Raw genomic sequence first — 17,469 nt, forward strand, 5'->3', positions numbered from 1 at the left:
GCTGCCATCGCGAGCCGATGCGGCGGGCTGCTGTTGTTCTATGTGAATCATGTTCTGAATCGCGCAACACGATGGGCGACTCAGGGTGCCCTCTGAATGCCTTGACAAGGGTTCTGGGCGACCTCAGACTGATGTTGCGCTTACCGCAATCCGTTTCGTTATACGCACCGAGGTGTCATGATGATTCCCGCGTGCCGTCTCGAGGATCTCCCGCGAGGCGAGGCCCACCGGCTCGACATCGATCCGCCGGTCTCGGTGTTCCACACCGACGACGGCGAACTCTTCGCCATCGACGACACCTGCACCCACCAGGACGCCTCGCTCGCCGACGGCTGGCTGGAGGGCTGCGAGGTGGAATGCCCACTGCATGCTTCGAAGTTCGACCTGAGAACCGGTGCGGTCGACGCCCCGCCGGCCAAGCTTCCGGTCCGGACGCACGAGGTCGTCGTCGAGGACGGCATGATCTACGTCCGGCTGTCCACGGAGGCGCCCAACCTGCCGCCCTGCGTCGCAGCCCGGCTCGCCGGGGGTCCCGCGTGAGGACCGTCGCCGTGGTCGGCGCCTCGCTGGCCGGTCTGTCGGCGGCGCGCTCACTGCGGAAGCAGGGCTACGGCGGTCGGCTCGTCATCATCGGAGACGAGCTCCACCGCCCGTACGACAGGCCCCCGCTGTCCAAGGAGTTCCTGGCCGGCACTCTCGGCGAGGCCGAACTCGCCCTGGAGGCGGACGACGAGGACCTCCAGGCGGAGTGGCTGCTGGGCGTCCATGCCACCGGACTCGACCACGCGGAGCGCGCCGTCCGACTCGCGGACGGGCGGGAGGTGCACGCCGACGGCATCGTCATCGCGACCGGCGCCGCAGCGCGCAGCCTCCCCGGCTCCGAAGGCCTGGCCGGAGTCCACACCCTGCGCACCCTGGACGACGCCCGAGCCCTGCGGGACGAACTGGCCCGCGGCGGACGGCTGGTGGTGATCGGCGGAGGCTTCATCGGAGCCGAAGTCGCCTCCACCGCGTACGCCCGCGGGCTCGAGGTGACCGTCGTGGAGGCGGCCCCGACACCGCTCGCCGGACCGCTCGGCGAGACCATGGGCGCCATCGTCTCCGCCCTCCACGCCGACCACGGCGTACGGCTCTTGTGCGGCGTGGGCGTCAAGGGGCTGAGCGGGGAGACTCGCGTCGACGCCGTCCTGCTCGAGGACGGCCGCGGCATCCCCGCCGACATCGTCGTGGTCGGTGTGGGTGCACGCCCGTGCGTCGAGTGGCTGGAAGGTTCCGGCATCGTTCTTGACAACGGCGTCAAGTGCGGCGCGGACGGCCGCACCAGCCTGGCCGGTGTGGTCGCGGTCGGTGACTGCGCCAACTGGTACGATCCGCGCGCGGGCCTCCATCGCCGTGTCGAGCACTGGACCGGTGCGCGCGAGCGCCCCGACGCCGCGGTCGCCACGCTGCTGGCGGGGGGTGCGGTGGAACCGGGTGTGCCCAGGCCGCCGTACTTCTGGTCCGACCAGTACGGCGTGAAGATCCAGTTCGCCGGTCACGCGGCCGGCGCGGACAGTGTGACCATCGAGGCGGGCGCCGCGGACGACCGCGACGTCCTGGCCGTCTACCGGCGGGCCGGGAACCCGGTCGCTGTGCTCGCGCTGAACCAGCCGCGTCTGTTCATGCGCTGGCGCAAGCAACTCGCCGCCACCGCATCTTGACACCGCCCCAGCGGCATCCCATGCTGCGGTTGCGCATAGCACGCAGCGTTGCTCCATACACAACGCCGTCCGGAGTCGCTCTTCCCGGCGCGTGAATGACCCCTCCACGACGTTCTCCCGAGGAGTGCACCGTGACCTCGACCAGCCTGCCGGACAGCCTGATCGCCACTCTCCCCGGCTCCTCCTACACGGATCCGCAGATCTTCGCGCAGGAGCAGGAGCGCATATTCGAGACCATGTGGTTCTGCGTCGCGCGCGCCTCAGAGCTGGCGAAGCCCGGCGCCTTCCGCACCGTGGACGTGGGCCGCGAGAGCATCCTCGTCACCCGGGCGCGTGACAACTCCATCCGTGCGTACTTCAACGTGTGCCGGCACCGTGGAGCCAAGCTGTGCACCGAGGAGTCCGGCGAGGTCAAGCGGGCCTTCCAGTGCCCGTACCACGCCTGGACCTACGGCCTGGACGGCAAGCTCGTCGCCGCGCCGAACCTGACGTCGATGCCCGATGTCGGCCGCACCGAGTACGGCCTGATCAACGTCCATGTGCGGGAGTGGCTCGGGTATGTGTGGGTGTGCCTGGCGGAGAACTCGCCCTCCTTCGAGGAGGACGTCATCGGTGAGGTCGTCGCCCGTCTCGGCGACGTCGAGTCGATCGAGCGCTACGGCATCGAGAACCTCCAGGTGGGCCGCCGTATCACCTACGACGTGAAGGCCAACTGGAAGCTCATCATCGAGAACTTCATGGAGTGCTACCACTGCGCCACGATCCACCCCGAACTCACCGAAGTGCTCCCTGAGTTCGCGGACGGCTACGCGGCCCAGTACTACGTGGGCCACGGTGCCGAGTTCGGTGAGGACGTCCACGGCTTCACCGTGGACGGCTCCGAGGGCCTGGACCGCATTCCCGGGGTCGCCGAGGACCAGGACCGCCGCTATTACGCCATCACCGTCCGGCCGCAGGTCTTCATCAACCTCGTCCCCGACCACGTGATCTTCCACCGGATGTATCCGGTGTCCGTGGACCGCACGATCGTCGAGTGCGACTGGCTCTACCTCCCGCACGTCGTCGAGAGCGGCAAGGACGTCAGCCGGTCCGTGGAACTCTTCCACCGGGTCAACCAGCAGGACTTCGACGCCTGCGAGCGCACGCAGCCCGGAATGAGCTCGAAGGCGTACGCCAAGGGTGGCGTGCTGGTGCCCAGCGAGCACCACATCGGCGAATTCCACAACTGGGTGAACGAGCGCCTGGGCACGCCTCAGGGGTGATTCAGCCCAGGTAGCCCATGCGGTGGCTGATCTCCTCGGCGCCTTTGATCAGCACCGGGGAGAGCTCGTGCAGGCGCTCCTCGGTGAACCGGTAGGAGGGCCCGGAGGCGCTGAGCGCCGCGATGACCTCGCCGTCCCGGTTGCGGACCGGCGCGGCCATGGCGTGCAGACCGATCTCCAGCTCTTCCAGGGTGAAGGCGTAGCCCCGCTCCCGCGCCTCGGCGAGGTTCTTCTCGAGCTTCGTCTTCGCGGTGATGGTGTGCGGGGTGACCTTCTTCATACCGGCGGCGGACAGCAGCGCGGCGCGCTCCTTCGCGGGCAGGTGGGCCAGCAGGATCTTGCCGCTCGACGTGGCGTGCAGCGGCGTCAGCTGGCCGACCCAGTTGTGCGCGGTGACCGCGCCCGGGCCGCGCACCTGATAGAGGTTGATCGCGTAGTGCTCCTGCATGACGGCGATGTTGACTGTTTCGCCGATCTCCGCGGCGAGGCGTTCGCAGACCGGGCGGCCCTGCTGGGTGATGTCGATACGGCCCGTGACCGCGCCGGCCAAGCGGACGATGCCGAAGCCGAGCCGGTACTTGCCGCGCTCGCCGGCCTGCTCCACCAGGCCGCGCGCCTCCAGGGCGCCGAGAAGGCGGAAGGCGGTGGACTTGTGCACATCGATCTCGCCCGCCACCTCACTGACGCCCGCTTCGCCGCGCTGGGCGAGGATCTCCAGGACGCTGATGGCGCGGTCCACCGACTGCACGCCGCCGGTTTGCGAATTCGACGTTTCTGTGTCAGGGCTGTAGTTGCTCACAGTGAAACTATACGCGTAGTAAACAACGCCCTTGCAAGTAACCGTACCGAAACGAAGACGTTGGAAGTTGCGCTGTTCGCAACCTAGTGCGTATAACGCGACCGGGTTTAGCATGCCTCGCATATCTACGGCGCGAGCGAGACGAGGCACCATGGCTCCCCTGCAATACGACTTCGTCATCGTCGGTGGCGGTTCGGCCGGCAGTGCACTGGCGAACAGACTCTCCGCTGACCCGGCCAACCGGGTGCTGGTCCTGGAGGCGGGCCGATCGGACTACCCGTGGGATGTCTTCATCCACATGCCGGCGGCGCTGACCTACCCGATCGGCAGCCGGTTCTACGACTGGAAGTACGAGTCCGAGCCCGAACCTCACATGGGCGGCAGGCGCATCTATCACGCGCGCGGCAAGGTGCTGGGTGGCTCCAGCAGCATCAACGGCATGATCTTCCAGCGCGGCAACCCCATGGACTACGAGCGCTGGGCCGCCGACCCGGGCATGGAGACCTGGGACTACGCACACTGTCTGCCGTACTTCCGGCGGATGGAGAACTGTCTGGTGGCCGACCCGGACGACGAGTTCCGCGGCCACGACGGCCCCCTCGTCCTGGAGCGCGGCCCGGCGACCAACCCCCTCTTCGGCGCCTTTCTGAAGGCCACCCAGGAGGCGGGTCACGCCCCCACCGACGACGTCAACGGCTATCGGCAGGAAGGTTTCGCCAAGTTCGACCGAAATATCCATCGCGGACGCCGCCTGTCGGCCTCGAAGGCGTACCTCAAGCCCGCGATGAGGCGGCCGAACCTCACCGTCAAGACCCGGGCCTTCGTCACCCGCGTCCTCTTCGAAGGCAAGCGCGCCGTCGGTGTCGAGTTCCAGCGCGGCTGGGGAGCGCTCCAGCAGGTCCGCGCCAGGGAAGTCATTCTCTGCGGCGGCGCCATCAACTCCCCGCAGCTGCTCCAGCTCTCCGGCGTCGGCAACGCCGAGGAACTGCGCGCCCTCGGCATCGACGTCGTCCACCACCTCCCGGGCGTCGGCGAGAACATGCAGGACCACCTGGAGGTCTACGTCCAGTACGCCTGCAGGCAGCCGGTCTCCATGCAGCCGTACATGGCGAAGTGGCGCGCCCCCTTCATCGGACTGCAGTGGCTCTTCCGCAAGGGCCCGGCTGCCACCAATCACTTCGAGGCAGGCGGCTTCGCCCGCAGCAACGAGGACGTCGACTACCCCAACCTGATGTTCCACTTCCTGCCGGTCGCGGTCCGCTACGACGGCTCCTCGTCCACCGGTGGCCATGGCTACCAGGTGCACGTCGGACCCATGTACTCGGACGCCATCGGCTCGGTGAAGATCAAGAGCAAGGACCCGCGCGAGCACCCGGCGCTGCGCTTCAACTACCTCTCCACCGAGCAGGACCGCCGCGAATGGGTCGAGGCGATCCGCGTGGCCCGCAAGCTCCTCAACCAGCCCGCGCTCGCCCCCTACAACGGTGGGGAGATCTCGCCGGGACCGTCGGTGGAGACGGACGAGGAGATCCTCGCCTGGGTCGCGAAGGAGGGCGAGACCGCCCTGCACCCGTCCTGCACCTGCAAGATGGGCACCGACGGGATGTCCGTCGTCGATCCCACGAGCATGCGGGTGCACGGCGTGAAGGGTCTGCGTGTGGTGGACGCGTCGGTGATGCCTTACGTCACCAACGGCAACATCTACGCCCCGGTGATGATGATCGCCGAGAAGGCCGCCGATCTGATCCTCGGCAAGGAGCCGCCGGCGCCGTCGAAGGCCGCGTACTACCGCCACCGCGACGTCCAGAAGCAGGCGGAGTAGGCGTTGGGCACCGCAGGGCTCCGGGCGCTGCTGGACAGCGTCCGCTACGAGGTGCTGCCCGCAAAGGCGACCGAGGACAAGGTCCTCGCCCATGTCCCGCGCGACGTCGTCGTCACCGTGACGGCGTCGCCGGTCAAGGGCCTGGAACCGACCCTCGACCTCGCCAGCCGGCTCGCGGCGCACGGCTACCGGGTCGTCCCGCACGTGCCGGCGCGGCTGCTGCGGGACGACCTGCACCTGAAGGAGGTCACGGGCCGGCTGCGCGAGGCGGGCGTGGACGACGTCTTCGTCCCGGCCGGCGACGCCGACCCGCCTGCCGGGGTCTACGACGGGGCACTGCCGGTGCTGCGCAAGCTGAACGAGCTGGGCAGGCCCTTCGCTCACGTCGGCGTCACCGGCTACCCCGAGAGCCATCCGCTCATCCACGACGACGTCACCATCCAGGCGATGTGGGACAAGCGCGAGCACGCCACGTACATCGTGAGCAACCTCTGCTTCGACCCGCGGGTGCTGGGGGAGTGGATCGCTCGTATACGGCGCCGGGACGTCACCCTGCCGGTCCATGTGGGGATCGCGGGGCCCGTGCAGCGGGCGAAGCTGCTGGCGATGGCCACGAAGATCGGGGTGGGGGAGTCGACGCGCTTCCTGACGAAGCACGCCTCGTGGTTCGTGCGTTTCGCGGCCCCCGGAGGGTATGCGCCCGAGAGGCTGCTGGCCCGCACGGAGGAGGCCCTCACCGCCCCCTCGGCGGGAGTGGCCGGTCTGCACCTGTTCACGTTCAATCAGATCGCCGAAACGGAGCGGTGGCGCCGCGCGCTGCTGGACCGGCTGAGCGGCTGAACCAGAAGAAGGATGGCAACGGACACCGATTGGAAGCTGACCCGAACCTTCAACAGCCCATCAGGTGCTCGTCTGGGACATGCCCCGCTACGGGACCTCCGAGAAGGCAGCGGGCCAGGACGTGTCCCTGGCCGCGCAGGGCCGCGTCTTCACCGAACTCCTGAGCCACTGGGGCCTGGAGGAACCGCTCGTGGTCGCCCATGACTTTGCGGTGCCGTCGCCCTGCGGGCGCACCTGCTGCACGGCGCCCGCTACCCGGCCTTCGCCCTGGTCGATCCGGTCGCCCTGGCACCGTGGGGGTCCCCGTTCTTCCGGCTGGTCGGCGAGCACTCCGACGTGTTCGAGCGGCTACCGCCCGCACTGCACGGCGCCCTGGTGCGTGAGTACGTCGCTTCCGCCAGCAGCCCCGGCCTGCGCCCCGCGGTCCTCGACCGGCTCGTCGAGCCCTGGCTGGACGGCCCCGGCCAAGCGGCCTTCCACCGGCAGATCGCCCAGTCCGACCAGCGTTACACCGACGAGATCCAGGGCCGGTACAGCGGGATCGGCATCCCCACGCTCGTCTGCTGGGGCGAGGACGACAGCTGGATCCCGGTGGCGAAGGGGCGCGAGCTCGTCGCTCTCATCCCCGGCGCGCGATTCGAACCGATCGCCGGCGCGGGCCACCTCGTCCAGGAGGACGCCCCCGCGGAACTCATAGCCGTGCTCATCGCGTTCCTCCAGCAGCCGTTGTGACCGGGGGCGCGCCCGGGTCCGTATACGAAGAGGGCGGCACCGGAATCCGGTCCCGCCCCCTGTGACTGCAGCTCAGCGGAAGACCACCGTGCGGTTGCCGTCCACCATCACGCGGCTCTCGCTGTGCCACTTCACCGCGTGCGCGAGCACCTGTGCTTCCACGTCCCGCCCGACCGTGACCAGCTCGCCGGGGCCGAGCGAGTGGTCCACCCTGACCACGTCCTGCTCGATGATCTGGCCCTCGTCCAGGTCCGGCGTCACATAGTGCGCCGTCGCGCCGACGAGCTTCACTCCGCGCGCGTAGGCCTGCTCGTAGGGGCGCGCGCCCTTGAAACTGGGGAGGAAGGAGTGGTGGATATTGATGGCGCGGCCCTCCAGTTCCTTGCACAGGTCGTCGGAGAGGATCTGCATGTAGCGGGCCAGCACCACCAGGTCGATGTCCAGCTCACGCACGAGCTCCAGCAGCCGCGCCTCGGCGTCCGCCTTGGTCTCCTTGGTCACCGGGATGTGGTGGAAGGGGATGCCGTACGTCTGAGCGAGTCCCTCGAAGTCCCGGTGGTTGGAGACGATCGCGGGGATCTCGATGTTGAGGGCGCCGGTGCGCCGGCGGAAGAGCAGGTCGTTCAGGCAGTGGCCGAACTTGGACACCATGATCAGTGTCCGGGTCGGCGTGGCCGCGTCGCTCAGGGTCCAGGAGATGCCGTAGGCCTGGGCCACGGGACCGAACCGGTAACGCAGTTGTTCCAGCTCGGCGTTTGGATCGGAAACGTCGAAGTGGACCCTCATGAAGAAACGGCCCTGGAGCCGATCGTCGAACTGCTGGCTTTCCAGGATGTTGCCGGAGTTCCTGACGAGAAAGCCGCTCACGGCGTGGACCAGTCCGGCGCTGTCCGGACAGGAGAGGGTGAGAACGTACTCACGGCCAGGTTGCGGTCTAGGGAACTTAGGGGACACGTCGGCCTCCGTCGGTGCGTATTGCACAACATGGTGAGCGATACGCAACATGGTCGGCTTGGTGTTGCTTGCGGTCAAGGGTGGCCGGATAAGTGATCGCATGGCCAAATCGTCATCGGCCAACCTCTTGACGTCTGTCCGGATGTTCGCCAGGGTGTTCCACCACAAGCAATCGGGTGCACGATGCGCAACGAATTTCGGTTGAAAGGCTCGGCGCGTGGCAGACCTGTATGTGGATGGCGAATGGCGGGACCCGGTGGCCGGTGGGCACCGGGACATCCGATGTCCCGCTGACGGCACGCTCGCGGCGACCGTCTCGGAAGCGACACGCACCGACACCGAGGCGGCGATCGCCGCGGCCCGCCGCGCCTTCGACGAGGGGCCCTGGCCGAGCACCTCCGATCGAGAGCGCGGCGCGCTGCTGCTGCGCACTGCCGACCTCATCGAGCGCGACGCCAAGGAATTCGCCCGCGCGGAGTCCCTGGACACCGGCAAGCGGCTGGTGGAGAGCGAGTACGACATCGCCGATGTCGTCTCCTGCTTCCGCTACTACGGCGGCCTCGGAGGCACCGGCGCCGGCCGCGTCATCGACACCGGCCGCGATGACGCCGTAAGTCGCGTGGTGTACGAGCCGGTTGGCGTGTGCGGACTGATCACTCCTTGGAACTACCCGCTGTTGCAGGCGAGTTGGAAGGTGGCCCCCGCACTCCTCGCCGGCAACACGATCGTCCTCAAGCCCAGCGAGCTCACCCCCTCCACCTCGATCCTGCTGATGAAGGCACTGGAGGAGGCAGGGCTCCCGGCCGGCGCCGCGAACCTCGTCCTGGGTACCGGGCCCGAGGTGGGCGCGCCGCTCTCCGATGACCCGGCCGTGGACATGGTCTCCTTCACCGGAGGCCTGGAGACGGGCAAGCGCATCATGGCCACCGCCGCCGCGACCGTGAAGAAGATCGCGCTGGAGCTCGGCGGCAAGAACCCGAACGTCGTTTTCGCCGACGCCGACTTCGAGACGGCCGTGGACTTCGCCCTCACGGCCGTCTTCCTGCACTCGGGGCAGGTCTGCTCGGCCGGTGCACGGCTGATCGTCGAGGACTCGCTGCACGACCGCTTCGTCGACGAGGTCGTCCGCCGGGCCCGGCGGATCCGCCTCGGCGGGCCCTTCGCCCCCGAGGCCGAGACCGGAGCGCTGATCTCCGCACAGCACCGGGAGAAGGTCGAGGCGTACGTCGTGTCCGGCCTCGCCGAAGGCGCCGTACTGCGCTGCGGCGGCGCACGGCCCGACGACCCCGCGCTGGCGAACGGCCACTACTACCTGCCCACCGTGCTCGACGAGTGCCGACAGGACATGCGGGTGGTGCACGAGGAGTCCTTCGGGCCCGTGCTCACCGTGGAGCGCTTCACCGACGAGGACGACGCCGTACGCATCGCCAACGACACCGAGTACGGACTCGCCGGAGCCGTGTGGACGCAGGACGCCGGCAAGGCCCAGCGGGTCGCCCGGCGGCTGCGCCACGGCACGGTGTGGATCAACGACTACCACCCCTATGTGCCGCAAGCGGAATGGGGTGGCTTCGGGCATTCGGGTGTGGGCCGGGAGTTGGGACCGACCGGCCTGAACGAGTACCGAGAGCCCAAACACATCTGGCAGAACATCCAACCCCGGCCGCAGCACTGGTTCCGCGGCTGAACGCCGAAAGAAGGTCGAACGTGACCACACAGACCGAGGTGCCGCAGCGGCGCGTCACGCCCCAGGACTCGGGCTCCACCCCGGTCATATCCGTGCGCAGGCTGTGGAAGGTGTTCGGGCCGAAGGCCGACCAGGTCCCGGACTCCGAGGAGCTGTGCGGGCTCACCCGCCGCGAGCTCATGGACCGCACCGGATGCACTGCCGCCGTACGCGACGTCCACTTCGACGTCTCGCCTGGCGAGGTCTTCGTTGTCATGGGCCTGTCCGGCTCCGGCAAGTCCACGCTGGTGCGATGTCTGACCCGGCTGATCGAACCCACCGCCGGTGAGGTCGTGTTCGAAGGCGAGGACATCCGCGAGGCGGACGACAAGCGCCTGCGCGACTTGCGGCGCCGGAAGTTCTCCATGGTGTTCCAGCACTTCGGTCTGCTGCCCCACCGCCGCGTCGTCGACAACGTGGCGTTCGGTCTGGAGATCCGCGGCATGGGCAAGGCCGAGCGCACCAGGCGGGCCCAGGAGGTCGTCGAGCTGGTCGGCCTCGCGGGCTATGAGAACTCCTACCCCGACCAGCTGTCCGGCGGTATGCAGCAGCGCGTCGGTCTGGCCCGTGCGCTGGCCGGTGATCCGGACGTGCTCTTCTTCGACGAGCCGTTCTCGGCCCTCGACCCGCTGATCCGGCGTGACATGCAGAACGAGGTCATCCGCCTGCACCACGAGGTCGGCAAGACGATGGTGTTCATCACCCACGACCTCTCCGAGGCCCTCAAGCTGGGCGACCGCATCCTGATCATGCGCGACGGCAAGATGGTCCAGTGCGGCACCGGCGACGAGCTGGTGGGCGCCCCGGCGGACGACTACGTGCGCGAGTTCGTGAAGGACGTGCCTCGCGGCGACGTGCTCACTCTGCGGTGGATCATGCGCCCGCCGGAGGACGGCGACGAACTGGACGGTCCCGAGCTGGGCCCGGACGTCGTGGTGAAGGAGGCCACCCGGGCGGTGCTCGCGGCCGACAAGCCGGTCAAGGTCGTCGAGAACGGCAAGCTGCTCGGCATTGTCGGCGACGAGGAGATCCTCGCGGTGGTCGCCGGGCAGGAAGGCGGCGCGTGATGACCGTCGCCGTGGAGAAAACAGAGAAACCGGAGAAGACTCAGGCCGTGGAGCAGGCCGCTCCCGCCGAGAGCGTGCGCAAGGTCAGCCGGTCCATGGTGGTGGCGGCGATCCTCGTCGTCTGGCTGGTGCTGTTCCTCGTGCTGCGCGGAAAGCAGACCCTGGCCCTGGCCGCGGCGGACCTGACCGATCTGCACCGGTGGTTCAACGACGTCAACGACTCGATCGGCGCGAACCGCAACTCCAACCCGCTCTTCCTGTACTTCTTCAACGAGATCCGCCTGGTCATCGACTCCCTGGTGACCTTCGTCCAGGAGCTGATCTCGCAGCCCTCCGTCGACCGCCCCGTCCCGCAGATCGGCTGGCTGGGTGTCGTCGGCATCGCCGGCTATGTCTCCTGGGCCGTGGGCAACTGGCGGGTCGCGCTGCTGGCGGTGGCCGGCTTCACCTTCCTGGGCCTGCAGGGCCTGTGGCAGGAGAGCATGGACACCCTGGCGCTCACCGTCTCCGCGGTGTTCGTGGCGCTGCTGTTCGCGATCCCGCTGGGTGTGTGGGCGGGGCTGTCCGACCGGTTCAACCGGATCGTGACGCCCTTCCTGGACTTCATGCAGACGATGCCGACCTTCGTCTACCTGGCCCCGCTGACCCTCTTCTTCCTCATCGGCCCGGCGTCCGCCACCATCGCCACGCTGATCTACGCGGCGCCGCCCGCGATCCGCATCACCGCGCACGCCATCCGTTCCGTACCGAAGACCACGGTCGAGGCGGCCGACTCGCTGGGTGCCACGCGACGGCAGGCCCTGACGAAGGTGCTGCTGCCGATGTCCAAGCGGACCGTGGTGATGGGTGTGAACCAGACCATCATGGCCGCTCTGGCCATGGTGACCATCGCCGCCCTGATCGACGCGCCCGGCCTCGGCAAGACCGTCGTCCAGGCGCTGCAGTCGCTCGACGTCGGCACGGCCTTCAACGCGGGTCTGGCCATCGTGGTCATGGCCATCGTGCTGGACCGGGTCACCACGGCGGCGAGCGGACGCGAGGAGGCGGCCCGGCGTTCGAAGAACCGCTTCCTGACCTGGCGACGCCCGCTGCTGGGCGTGGGCGCGGCGGTCACGGCTGTCCTGATCTACCTGTCGCACACCTATGTATGGGCGGCGGAGTTCCCCGGCGAGGGAAGCACCGGCAGTGCCATCTCGAGCGGGGCCGACACCGTGACCACCTGGGCGCAGGACAACCTGTCGGGCATCACCAACGCCTTCCGCGACGCCATCACCAACGGTCTGCTCAACCCGTTCCAGACACTGCTCACGGACTCCCCGTGGTGGCTCGTCGGCGCGGCCCTGATCGGCCTCGGCGTCGTCCTCGGCGGCTGGCGCGCCGGCATCACCACGGCGGTGTGCGTGGGCCTGCTGGTCGGCACCGGGGTGTGGTCGGACAGCATGACGACGCTGGCGTCGACCGTCGTCGCCACGGTGCTCGTGATGCTGCTCGGCATGGTCTTCGGCGTGTGGATGGGACGCAGCGCGCTCGTGGACCGGCTGCTCAGGCCCAGCCTGGACGCGGCACAGGTCATGCCGCCGTTCGTCTATCTCGTGCCGTTCCTCGCGCTGTTCGGCGCGACCCGCTTCACGGCGATCGTCGCCGCCGTCGTCTACGCGGCTCCCGTCGCCATGAAGATCATCGCGGACGGCGTACGGAACGTGCCCGCCACCACCGTGGAGGCGGCCACCTCCGCCGGGTGCAACACCTGGCAGATCATCACCAAGGTCCAACTGCCGATGGCGCGCGGCGCCCTGACTCTTGCGACCAACCAGGGCCTGATCTACGTGCTGTCGATGGTTGTGGTGGGCGGCCTGGTGGGCGCGGGTGCCCTCGGCTACGACGTCGTGGCCGGCTTCTCGCAGGGACAGCTGTACGGGAAGGGGCTCGCCGCGGGGCTGGCCATCGTCCTTCTCGGAGTCATGTTCGACCGGATCACTCAGGCAGCGGCGCGGCGTACCAGCGCGTAAGGAGCAACTGACCATGGCAAGGCAAGCAAGACAGTGGAGAGTCGGCGCGGCCGGCCTGGCGGTCCTCGGCCTCACCCTCACCGCCTGCGGCGGTGCGAAGGTCGGTGACAGCTCCTCGGAGGCCGGCGGCTCGGGCAGCTCCGGCAAGTGCGGCACCTTCAACCTCGCGGTCAACCCGTGGGTGGGGTACGAGGCCAACGCGGCGGTCATCGCCTACGTCGCGGAGAACGACCTCGGCTGCAAGGTCACCAAGAAGGACCTGAAGGAAGAGATCGCCTGGCAGGGCTTCGGGACGGGCGAGGTCGACGCCGTCGTCGAGAACTGGGGCCACGACGACCTGAAGAAGAAGTACATCACCGACCAGAAGACCGCCGTCGACGCCGGCCCGACCGGCAACGAAGGCCTCATCGGCTGGTACGTGCCGCCGTGGCTGGCCAAGGAACACCCGGACATCACCGACTGGAACAACCTCAACAAGTACGCGGCCGAGTTCAAGACGTCCGAGTCCGGCGGCAAGGGCCAACTCCTCGACGGCGACCCGTCGTTCGTGACCAACGACGAGGCCCTGGTGAAGAACCTGAAGCTGAACTACAAGGTCGTGTACGCGGGCAGCGAGACCGCCCTCATCCAGGCCTTCCGCAAGGCGGAGAAGGACAAGGAATGGGTGATCGGCTACTTCTACGAGCCGCAGTGGTTCATGTCCGAGGTACCGCTGGTGAAGGTCAAGCTGCCCGAGTACAAGGCGGGCTGCGACGCCGACGCCGAGAAGGTCGACTGCGACTACCCCGTGTACAAGCTGGACAAGATCGTCAGCGCGGAGTTCGCCAAGTCGGGCAGCCCGGCCTATGACCTGGTGAAGAACTTCACCTGGGCGAACGACGACCAGAACGTCGTGGCGAAGTACATCGCGGTGGACAAGATGACCCCCGAGGCGGCGGCGGAGAAATGGGTCGAGGCCAACCGCGACAAGGTGGACGCCTGGCTCAAGTAGCGCCGGAAGCCGGGAGTCGGAAGCCGGTCGGAACATGCCCGGTGGGCGGTGCGCGCGGGGTGCGCACCGCCCACCGGGCATTGCCGTGTTCCGGCCGGTTTTCCGAGGTCGCGGACCCCTTGACACCCACCTGCACGGAAGGCACATTGAGTTGCGCAACCTGAATCAAGTTGCGTAAACAGCAACCGGATCGGCTCGACTGGTTATCAAACCGGAGGTGCGGCGATGGCGGGACCGCGAGTGGTCATCATCGGAGCGGGCGTCGTTGGCGCGGCACTCGCGGACGAGATCTCCGCGCGAGGCTGGACCGAAGTGACCGTGGTCGACCAGGGCCCGCTCCCCGCCACCGGGGGCTCCACCTCGCACGCCCCGGGCCTGGTCTTCCAGACGAACTCCTCCAAGACCATGACCGAGCTGGCCCGCTACACCGTCGAGAAGTTCTGCTCCCTAGACGTCGACGGCAAGCCCTGCTTCCTGCAGGTCGGCGGCTTGGAAGTGGCGACGACCCCGGAGCGCCTCGCGGAACTGCACCGCCGCCACGGCTGGATCTCCGCCTGGGGCATCGAGTCACGGATCCTGACCTCCGGCGAGTGCGTCGAGCAGCACCCGCTGGTCAACCGCGACAAGGTCCTCGGCGGCCTCCTCGTCCCGACGGACGGCCTCGCCAAGGCCGTCCTCGCCGTCGAGGCGCAGATCCGCCGGGCAACCGAGCGCGGCGTGCGCTTCCTGGCCCGCCACGAGGTCCTCGACATACTGCGGGCCGACGGCAAGGTGACCGGCGTCCTGACCGACCAGGGCGAGATCCCCGCCGACATCGTCGTGTGCTGCGCCGGCATCTGGGGCCCGAAGATCGCCCGCATGGTCGGCATGAACCTGCCGCTCACGCCGCTCGCCCACCAACTGGCCTGGACCGGCCCCGTCCCGGCCCTGGTCGGCCAGACCGAGGAAGCGGTCCGCCCGATCCTGCGCCACCAGGACGCCGACCTCTACTACCGCGACCGTTTCGACGGCCTGGGCATCGGCTACTACGGCCACCGCGCGATGCCGATCTCCGCCGACGACATCCTTTCCGTGGACGAGGCCGACCAGATGCCGTCGGTCCTGAAGTTCACCGAGGAGGATTTCGAGGACGCCTGGACCGAGACCCAGTCCCTGCTCCCCGCGACCAGGGAAGCGAAGGTCGAGGAGGGCATCAACGGCCTGTTCTCCTTCACCACCGACAACTTCCCGCTCCTCGGCGAGTCCCCGGACGTCAAGGGCTTCTGGGTCGCCGAGGCCGTGTGGGTCACCCACTCCGCGGGCGTGGGGCGGGCGATGGCCGAATGGCTGGTCGACGGCCACTGCTCGTCCTTCGACCTGCACGAGTGCGACGTCAACCGCTTCGAGCCGCACCAGCTGTCCCCGGAGTACGTCCTGGCCCGCGACTGCCAGAACTTCGTGGAGGTCTACGACATCCTCCACCCCCTCCAGCCCTCGGGTGACCCGCGCCCGATCCGCACCAGCCCCTTCCACCCTCGCCAGCAGGAGCACGGCGCCTTCTTCCTGGAGGCGAACGGCTGGGAGCGCCCGCAGTGGTACGAGGCCAACGCGTCCCTGGTCGAAGGCCGCAGCATTCCCACCCCCAACGACTGGGCAGCCCAGTACTGGTCGCCCATCGTCGGCGCCGAGGCGCAGGTCACCCGCGAGACCGTCGCGATGTACGACATGACGGCCCTCAAGCGCCTGGAGGTGAGCGGCCCAGGCGCCTCCGCCTTCCTGGAGCGTCTGTGCACCGGCAAGGTCGCCAAGTCCGTCGGCTCGGTCACCTACACCCTGCTCCTCGACCACGACGGCGGCATCCGCAGCGACATCACCGTCGCCCGCCTGGCCCGCGACCTCTTCCAGGTCGGCGCCAACGGCAACCTGGACCTCGACTGGTTCACCCGCCACCTCCCCGCCGACGGCACGGTCCAGGTACGTGACATCACCCCCGGCACCTGCTGCATCGGCCTGTGGGGCCCGCTCGCCCGCAAGGTCCTGCAACCCCTGACGGACGAGGACTTCTCGGGCGACGGCCTGAAGTACTTCCGCGCCAAGCGCGCCTACATCGGCTCGGTGCCCGTCACCGCAATGCGCCTGAGTTACGTCGGTGAGCTCGGCTGGGAGCTCTACACCACCGCCGACCAGGGCCTGAAGCTGTGGGACACCCTGTGGCAGGCGGCGGGGCCCCTCGGCGGCGTCATCGCCGGCCGCGGCGCCTTCAACAGCCTCCGGCTGGAGAAGGGCTACCGCTCCTTCGGCACCGACATGACCTACGAGCACGACCCCTACGAGGCCGGCGTCGGCTTCGCCGTGAAGCTCGACAAGAACGACTTCATCGGCAAGGCCGCGCTGGAGCGCCGTAAGGAAAACGTGCGACGCAAGCTCACCTGCCTCACCATCGACGACCCGCAGTCGGTCGTCATGGGAAAGGAGCCGGTGTACGACGGGAACCGTGCGGTCGGCTACGTCACCAGCGCCGCCTATGGCTACACGATCGGCAAGGGCATCGCCTACGCCTGGCTCCCGGCCGAGCTCACCGCCCCCGGCACGACCGTGCACATCGGCTACTTCGACCAGCGCGTCGAGGCGGTCGTCGCCGAGGAGCCCCTGTTCGACCCCACCATGTCCCGCCTCCGTGGCTGACACCCAGAGTCGACTCCGAGGGAAGGAACACCGCCGGTGAACGCACAGCTGCTCGACGGCAAGGCGACCGCCGCCGACATCCGCCGCGAACTCGGGGAGCGCGTAGCCAAGTTGACGACCACCGTCGGCCGCCCGCCGGGCCTGGGCACCGTGCTGGTCGGCGACGACCCGGGCAGTCACGCCTACGTCGCCGGAAAGCACCGCGACTGCGCCCAGGTGGGCATCGCCTCCATCCGCCGGGACCTGCCCGCCGACGCGTCGCAGCAGCAGGTCGAGGAGACGATCGACGAGCTCAACACCGACCCGGCCTGCACCGGCTACATCGTCCAGCTCCCGCTCCCGCGCCACCTGGACGCGGGCGCCGTACTGGAACGCATGGACCCGGCCAAGGACGCCGACGGCCTGCACCCCGTGAACCTCGGCCGACTCGTCCTGGGCGTCGAGGCACCGCTGCCGTGCACCCCGCGCGGCATCGTCGAACTGCTCCGCCGCCACGACGTGCCCCTCGCCGGAGCGCGGGTGTGCGTGATCGGCCGGGGCATCACGGTCGGACGCCCCATCGGCCTCCTGCTCACCCGCCGCTCCGAGAACGCCACCGTGACCCTCTGCCACACCGGCACCAAGGGCCTGGCCTGGCACGCACGCGAGGCGGACATCGTCATCGCGGCCGCCGGCTCGCCCGGCCTGGTCACCAAGGACATGCTGCGCCCCGGCGCGGCGGTCCTGGACGTCGGCATCACCCGCACCGACCAGGGGCTGGTCGGCGATGTGCACCCGGACGCCGCCCAGGTCGCCGGATGGCTCGCGCCCATGCCCGGGGGAGTGGGCCCCATGACCCGAGCGATGTTGCTCGCCAACGTCGTCGAGGCCGCCGAGAGGAACGCCACCGCCGTATGAACGCTC

The 17,469-nt window shown here is 68.7% G+C and carries 13 protein-coding genes and 1 pseudogene; 12 read left to right on the forward strand and 2 right to left on the reverse strand.

From position 1 onward, the window contains the following. Window positions 1-177: 177 nt before the first annotated feature. The 3 genes from ACFVJQ_RS27505 to ACFVJQ_RS27515 all read left to right on the forward strand — a co-directional run bounded on the left by ACFVJQ_RS27505 (window position 178) and on the right by ACFVJQ_RS27515 (window position 2,962). A complete protein-coding gene (locus ACFVJQ_RS27505) occupies window positions 178-540 on the forward strand; it encodes a bifunctional 3-phenylpropionate/cinnamic acid dioxygenase ferredoxin subunit (protein ID WP_067276415.1) in 363 nt (120 codons plus the stop codon). Then, on the forward strand, window positions 537-1,700 hold the full coding sequence (locus tag ACFVJQ_RS27510) for an NAD(P)/FAD-dependent oxidoreductase (protein ID WP_385516290.1): 1,164 nt from the start codon (window positions 537-539) through the stop codon (window positions 1,698-1,700). The genes ACFVJQ_RS27505 and ACFVJQ_RS27510 overlap by 4 nt, the downstream gene beginning before the upstream one ends. 131 nt (window positions 1,701-1,831) lie before the next feature. Continuing rightward, window positions 1,832-2,962, forward strand: coding sequence for an aromatic ring-hydroxylating dioxygenase subunit alpha (locus ACFVJQ_RS27515; RefSeq protein ID WP_385787879.1), 1,131 nt, complete (start codon window positions 1,832-1,834; stop codon window positions 2,960-2,962). 1 nt (window position 2,963) lies between these two features. On the opposite strand, the gene ACFVJQ_RS27520 is transcribed toward ACFVJQ_RS27515, so the two are convergent. After that, window positions 2,964-3,710 (reverse strand): IclR family transcriptional regulator, encoded by a 747-nt coding sequence (locus ACFVJQ_RS27520; protein ID WP_385516292.1) that lies wholly within the window; start codon window positions 3,708-3,710, stop codon window positions 2,964-2,966. A gap of 202 nt (window positions 3,711-3,912) precedes the next feature. On the opposite strand from ACFVJQ_RS27520, the gene betA reads away from it, so the two are divergent. The 3 genes and pseudogenes from betA to ACFVJQ_RS27535 form a co-directional block, all read left to right on the forward strand. Further along, entirely contained in the window at window positions 3,913-5,583 is a 1,671-nt protein-coding gene (gene betA / locus ACFVJQ_RS27525; protein ID WP_385787882.1) for a choline dehydrogenase, read from the forward strand. Window positions 5,584-5,586: 3 nt separating this feature from the next. Beyond that, window positions 5,587-6,423 (forward strand): 5,10-methylenetetrahydrofolate reductase, encoded by an 837-nt coding sequence (locus ACFVJQ_RS27530; protein ID WP_385787884.1) that lies wholly within the window; start codon window positions 5,587-5,589, stop codon window positions 6,421-6,423. Between the two features lie 58 nt (window positions 6,424-6,481). Then, window positions 6,482-7,155 (forward strand): annotated as a pseudogene (locus ACFVJQ_RS27535) (alpha/beta fold hydrolase); the annotation flags it as partial. Window positions 7,156-7,227: 72 nt separating this feature from the next. On the opposite strand, the gene purU reads toward ACFVJQ_RS27535, so the two are convergent. After that, the gene (gene purU / locus ACFVJQ_RS27540) at window positions 7,228-8,109 is read right to left on the reverse strand and encodes a formyltetrahydrofolate deformylase (protein WP_385516311.1); all 882 of its coding nucleotides are present in this window, start codon (window positions 8,107-8,109) and stop codon (window positions 7,228-7,230) included. A 217-nt stretch (window positions 8,110-8,326) separates the two neighbouring features. Here purU and ACFVJQ_RS27545 point away from each other — a divergent pair, with 217 nt between their 5' ends. From ACFVJQ_RS27545 to ACFVJQ_RS27570, 6 genes are all read left to right on the forward strand, one after another. Continuing rightward, window positions 8,327-9,796 (forward strand): aldehyde dehydrogenase family protein, encoded by a 1,470-nt coding sequence (locus tag ACFVJQ_RS27545; RefSeq protein ID WP_385787886.1) that lies wholly within the window; start codon window positions 8,327-8,329, stop codon window positions 9,794-9,796. A gap of 20 nt (window positions 9,797-9,816) precedes the next feature. Then, window positions 9,817-10,902 (forward strand): glycine betaine/L-proline ABC transporter ATP-binding protein, encoded by a 1,086-nt coding sequence (locus ACFVJQ_RS27550; protein WP_385516296.1) that lies wholly within the window; start codon window positions 9,817-9,819, stop codon window positions 10,900-10,902. Then, on the forward strand, window positions 10,902-12,911 hold the full coding sequence (locus tag ACFVJQ_RS27555) for an ABC transporter permease (protein WP_385787889.1): 2,010 nt from the start codon (window positions 10,902-10,904) through the stop codon (window positions 12,909-12,911). Before ACFVJQ_RS27550 ends, ACFVJQ_RS27555 begins: the two co-directional genes overlap by 1 nt. A 13-nt stretch (window positions 12,912-12,924) precedes the next feature. Further along, window positions 12,925-13,902, forward strand: a complete 978-nt coding sequence (locus ACFVJQ_RS27560) for an ABC transporter substrate-binding protein (RefSeq protein WP_385787892.1) — start codon at window positions 12,925-12,927, stop codon at window positions 13,900-13,902. A 225-nt stretch (window positions 13,903-14,127) separates the two neighbouring features. Continuing rightward, a complete protein-coding gene (locus tag ACFVJQ_RS27565; RefSeq protein ID WP_385516299.1) occupies window positions 14,128-16,566 on the forward strand; it encodes an FAD-dependent oxidoreductase in 2,439 nt (812 codons plus the stop codon). Window positions 16,567-16,602: 36 nt separating this feature from the next. Further along, window positions 16,603-17,463: a bifunctional methylenetetrahydrofolate dehydrogenase/methenyltetrahydrofolate cyclohydrolase gene (locus ACFVJQ_RS27570; protein WP_385787896.1), complete on the forward strand. Its 861-nt coding sequence runs from the start codon at window positions 16,603-16,605 to the stop codon at window positions 17,461-17,463. Window positions 17,464-17,469: the final 6 nt, after the last annotated feature.

The organism is Streptomyces sp. NPDC127197 (assembly GCF_042672405.1).
Taxonomy (GTDB): domain Bacteria; phylum Actinomycetota; class Actinomycetes; order Streptomycetales; family Streptomycetaceae; genus Streptomyces; species Streptomyces flavusporus.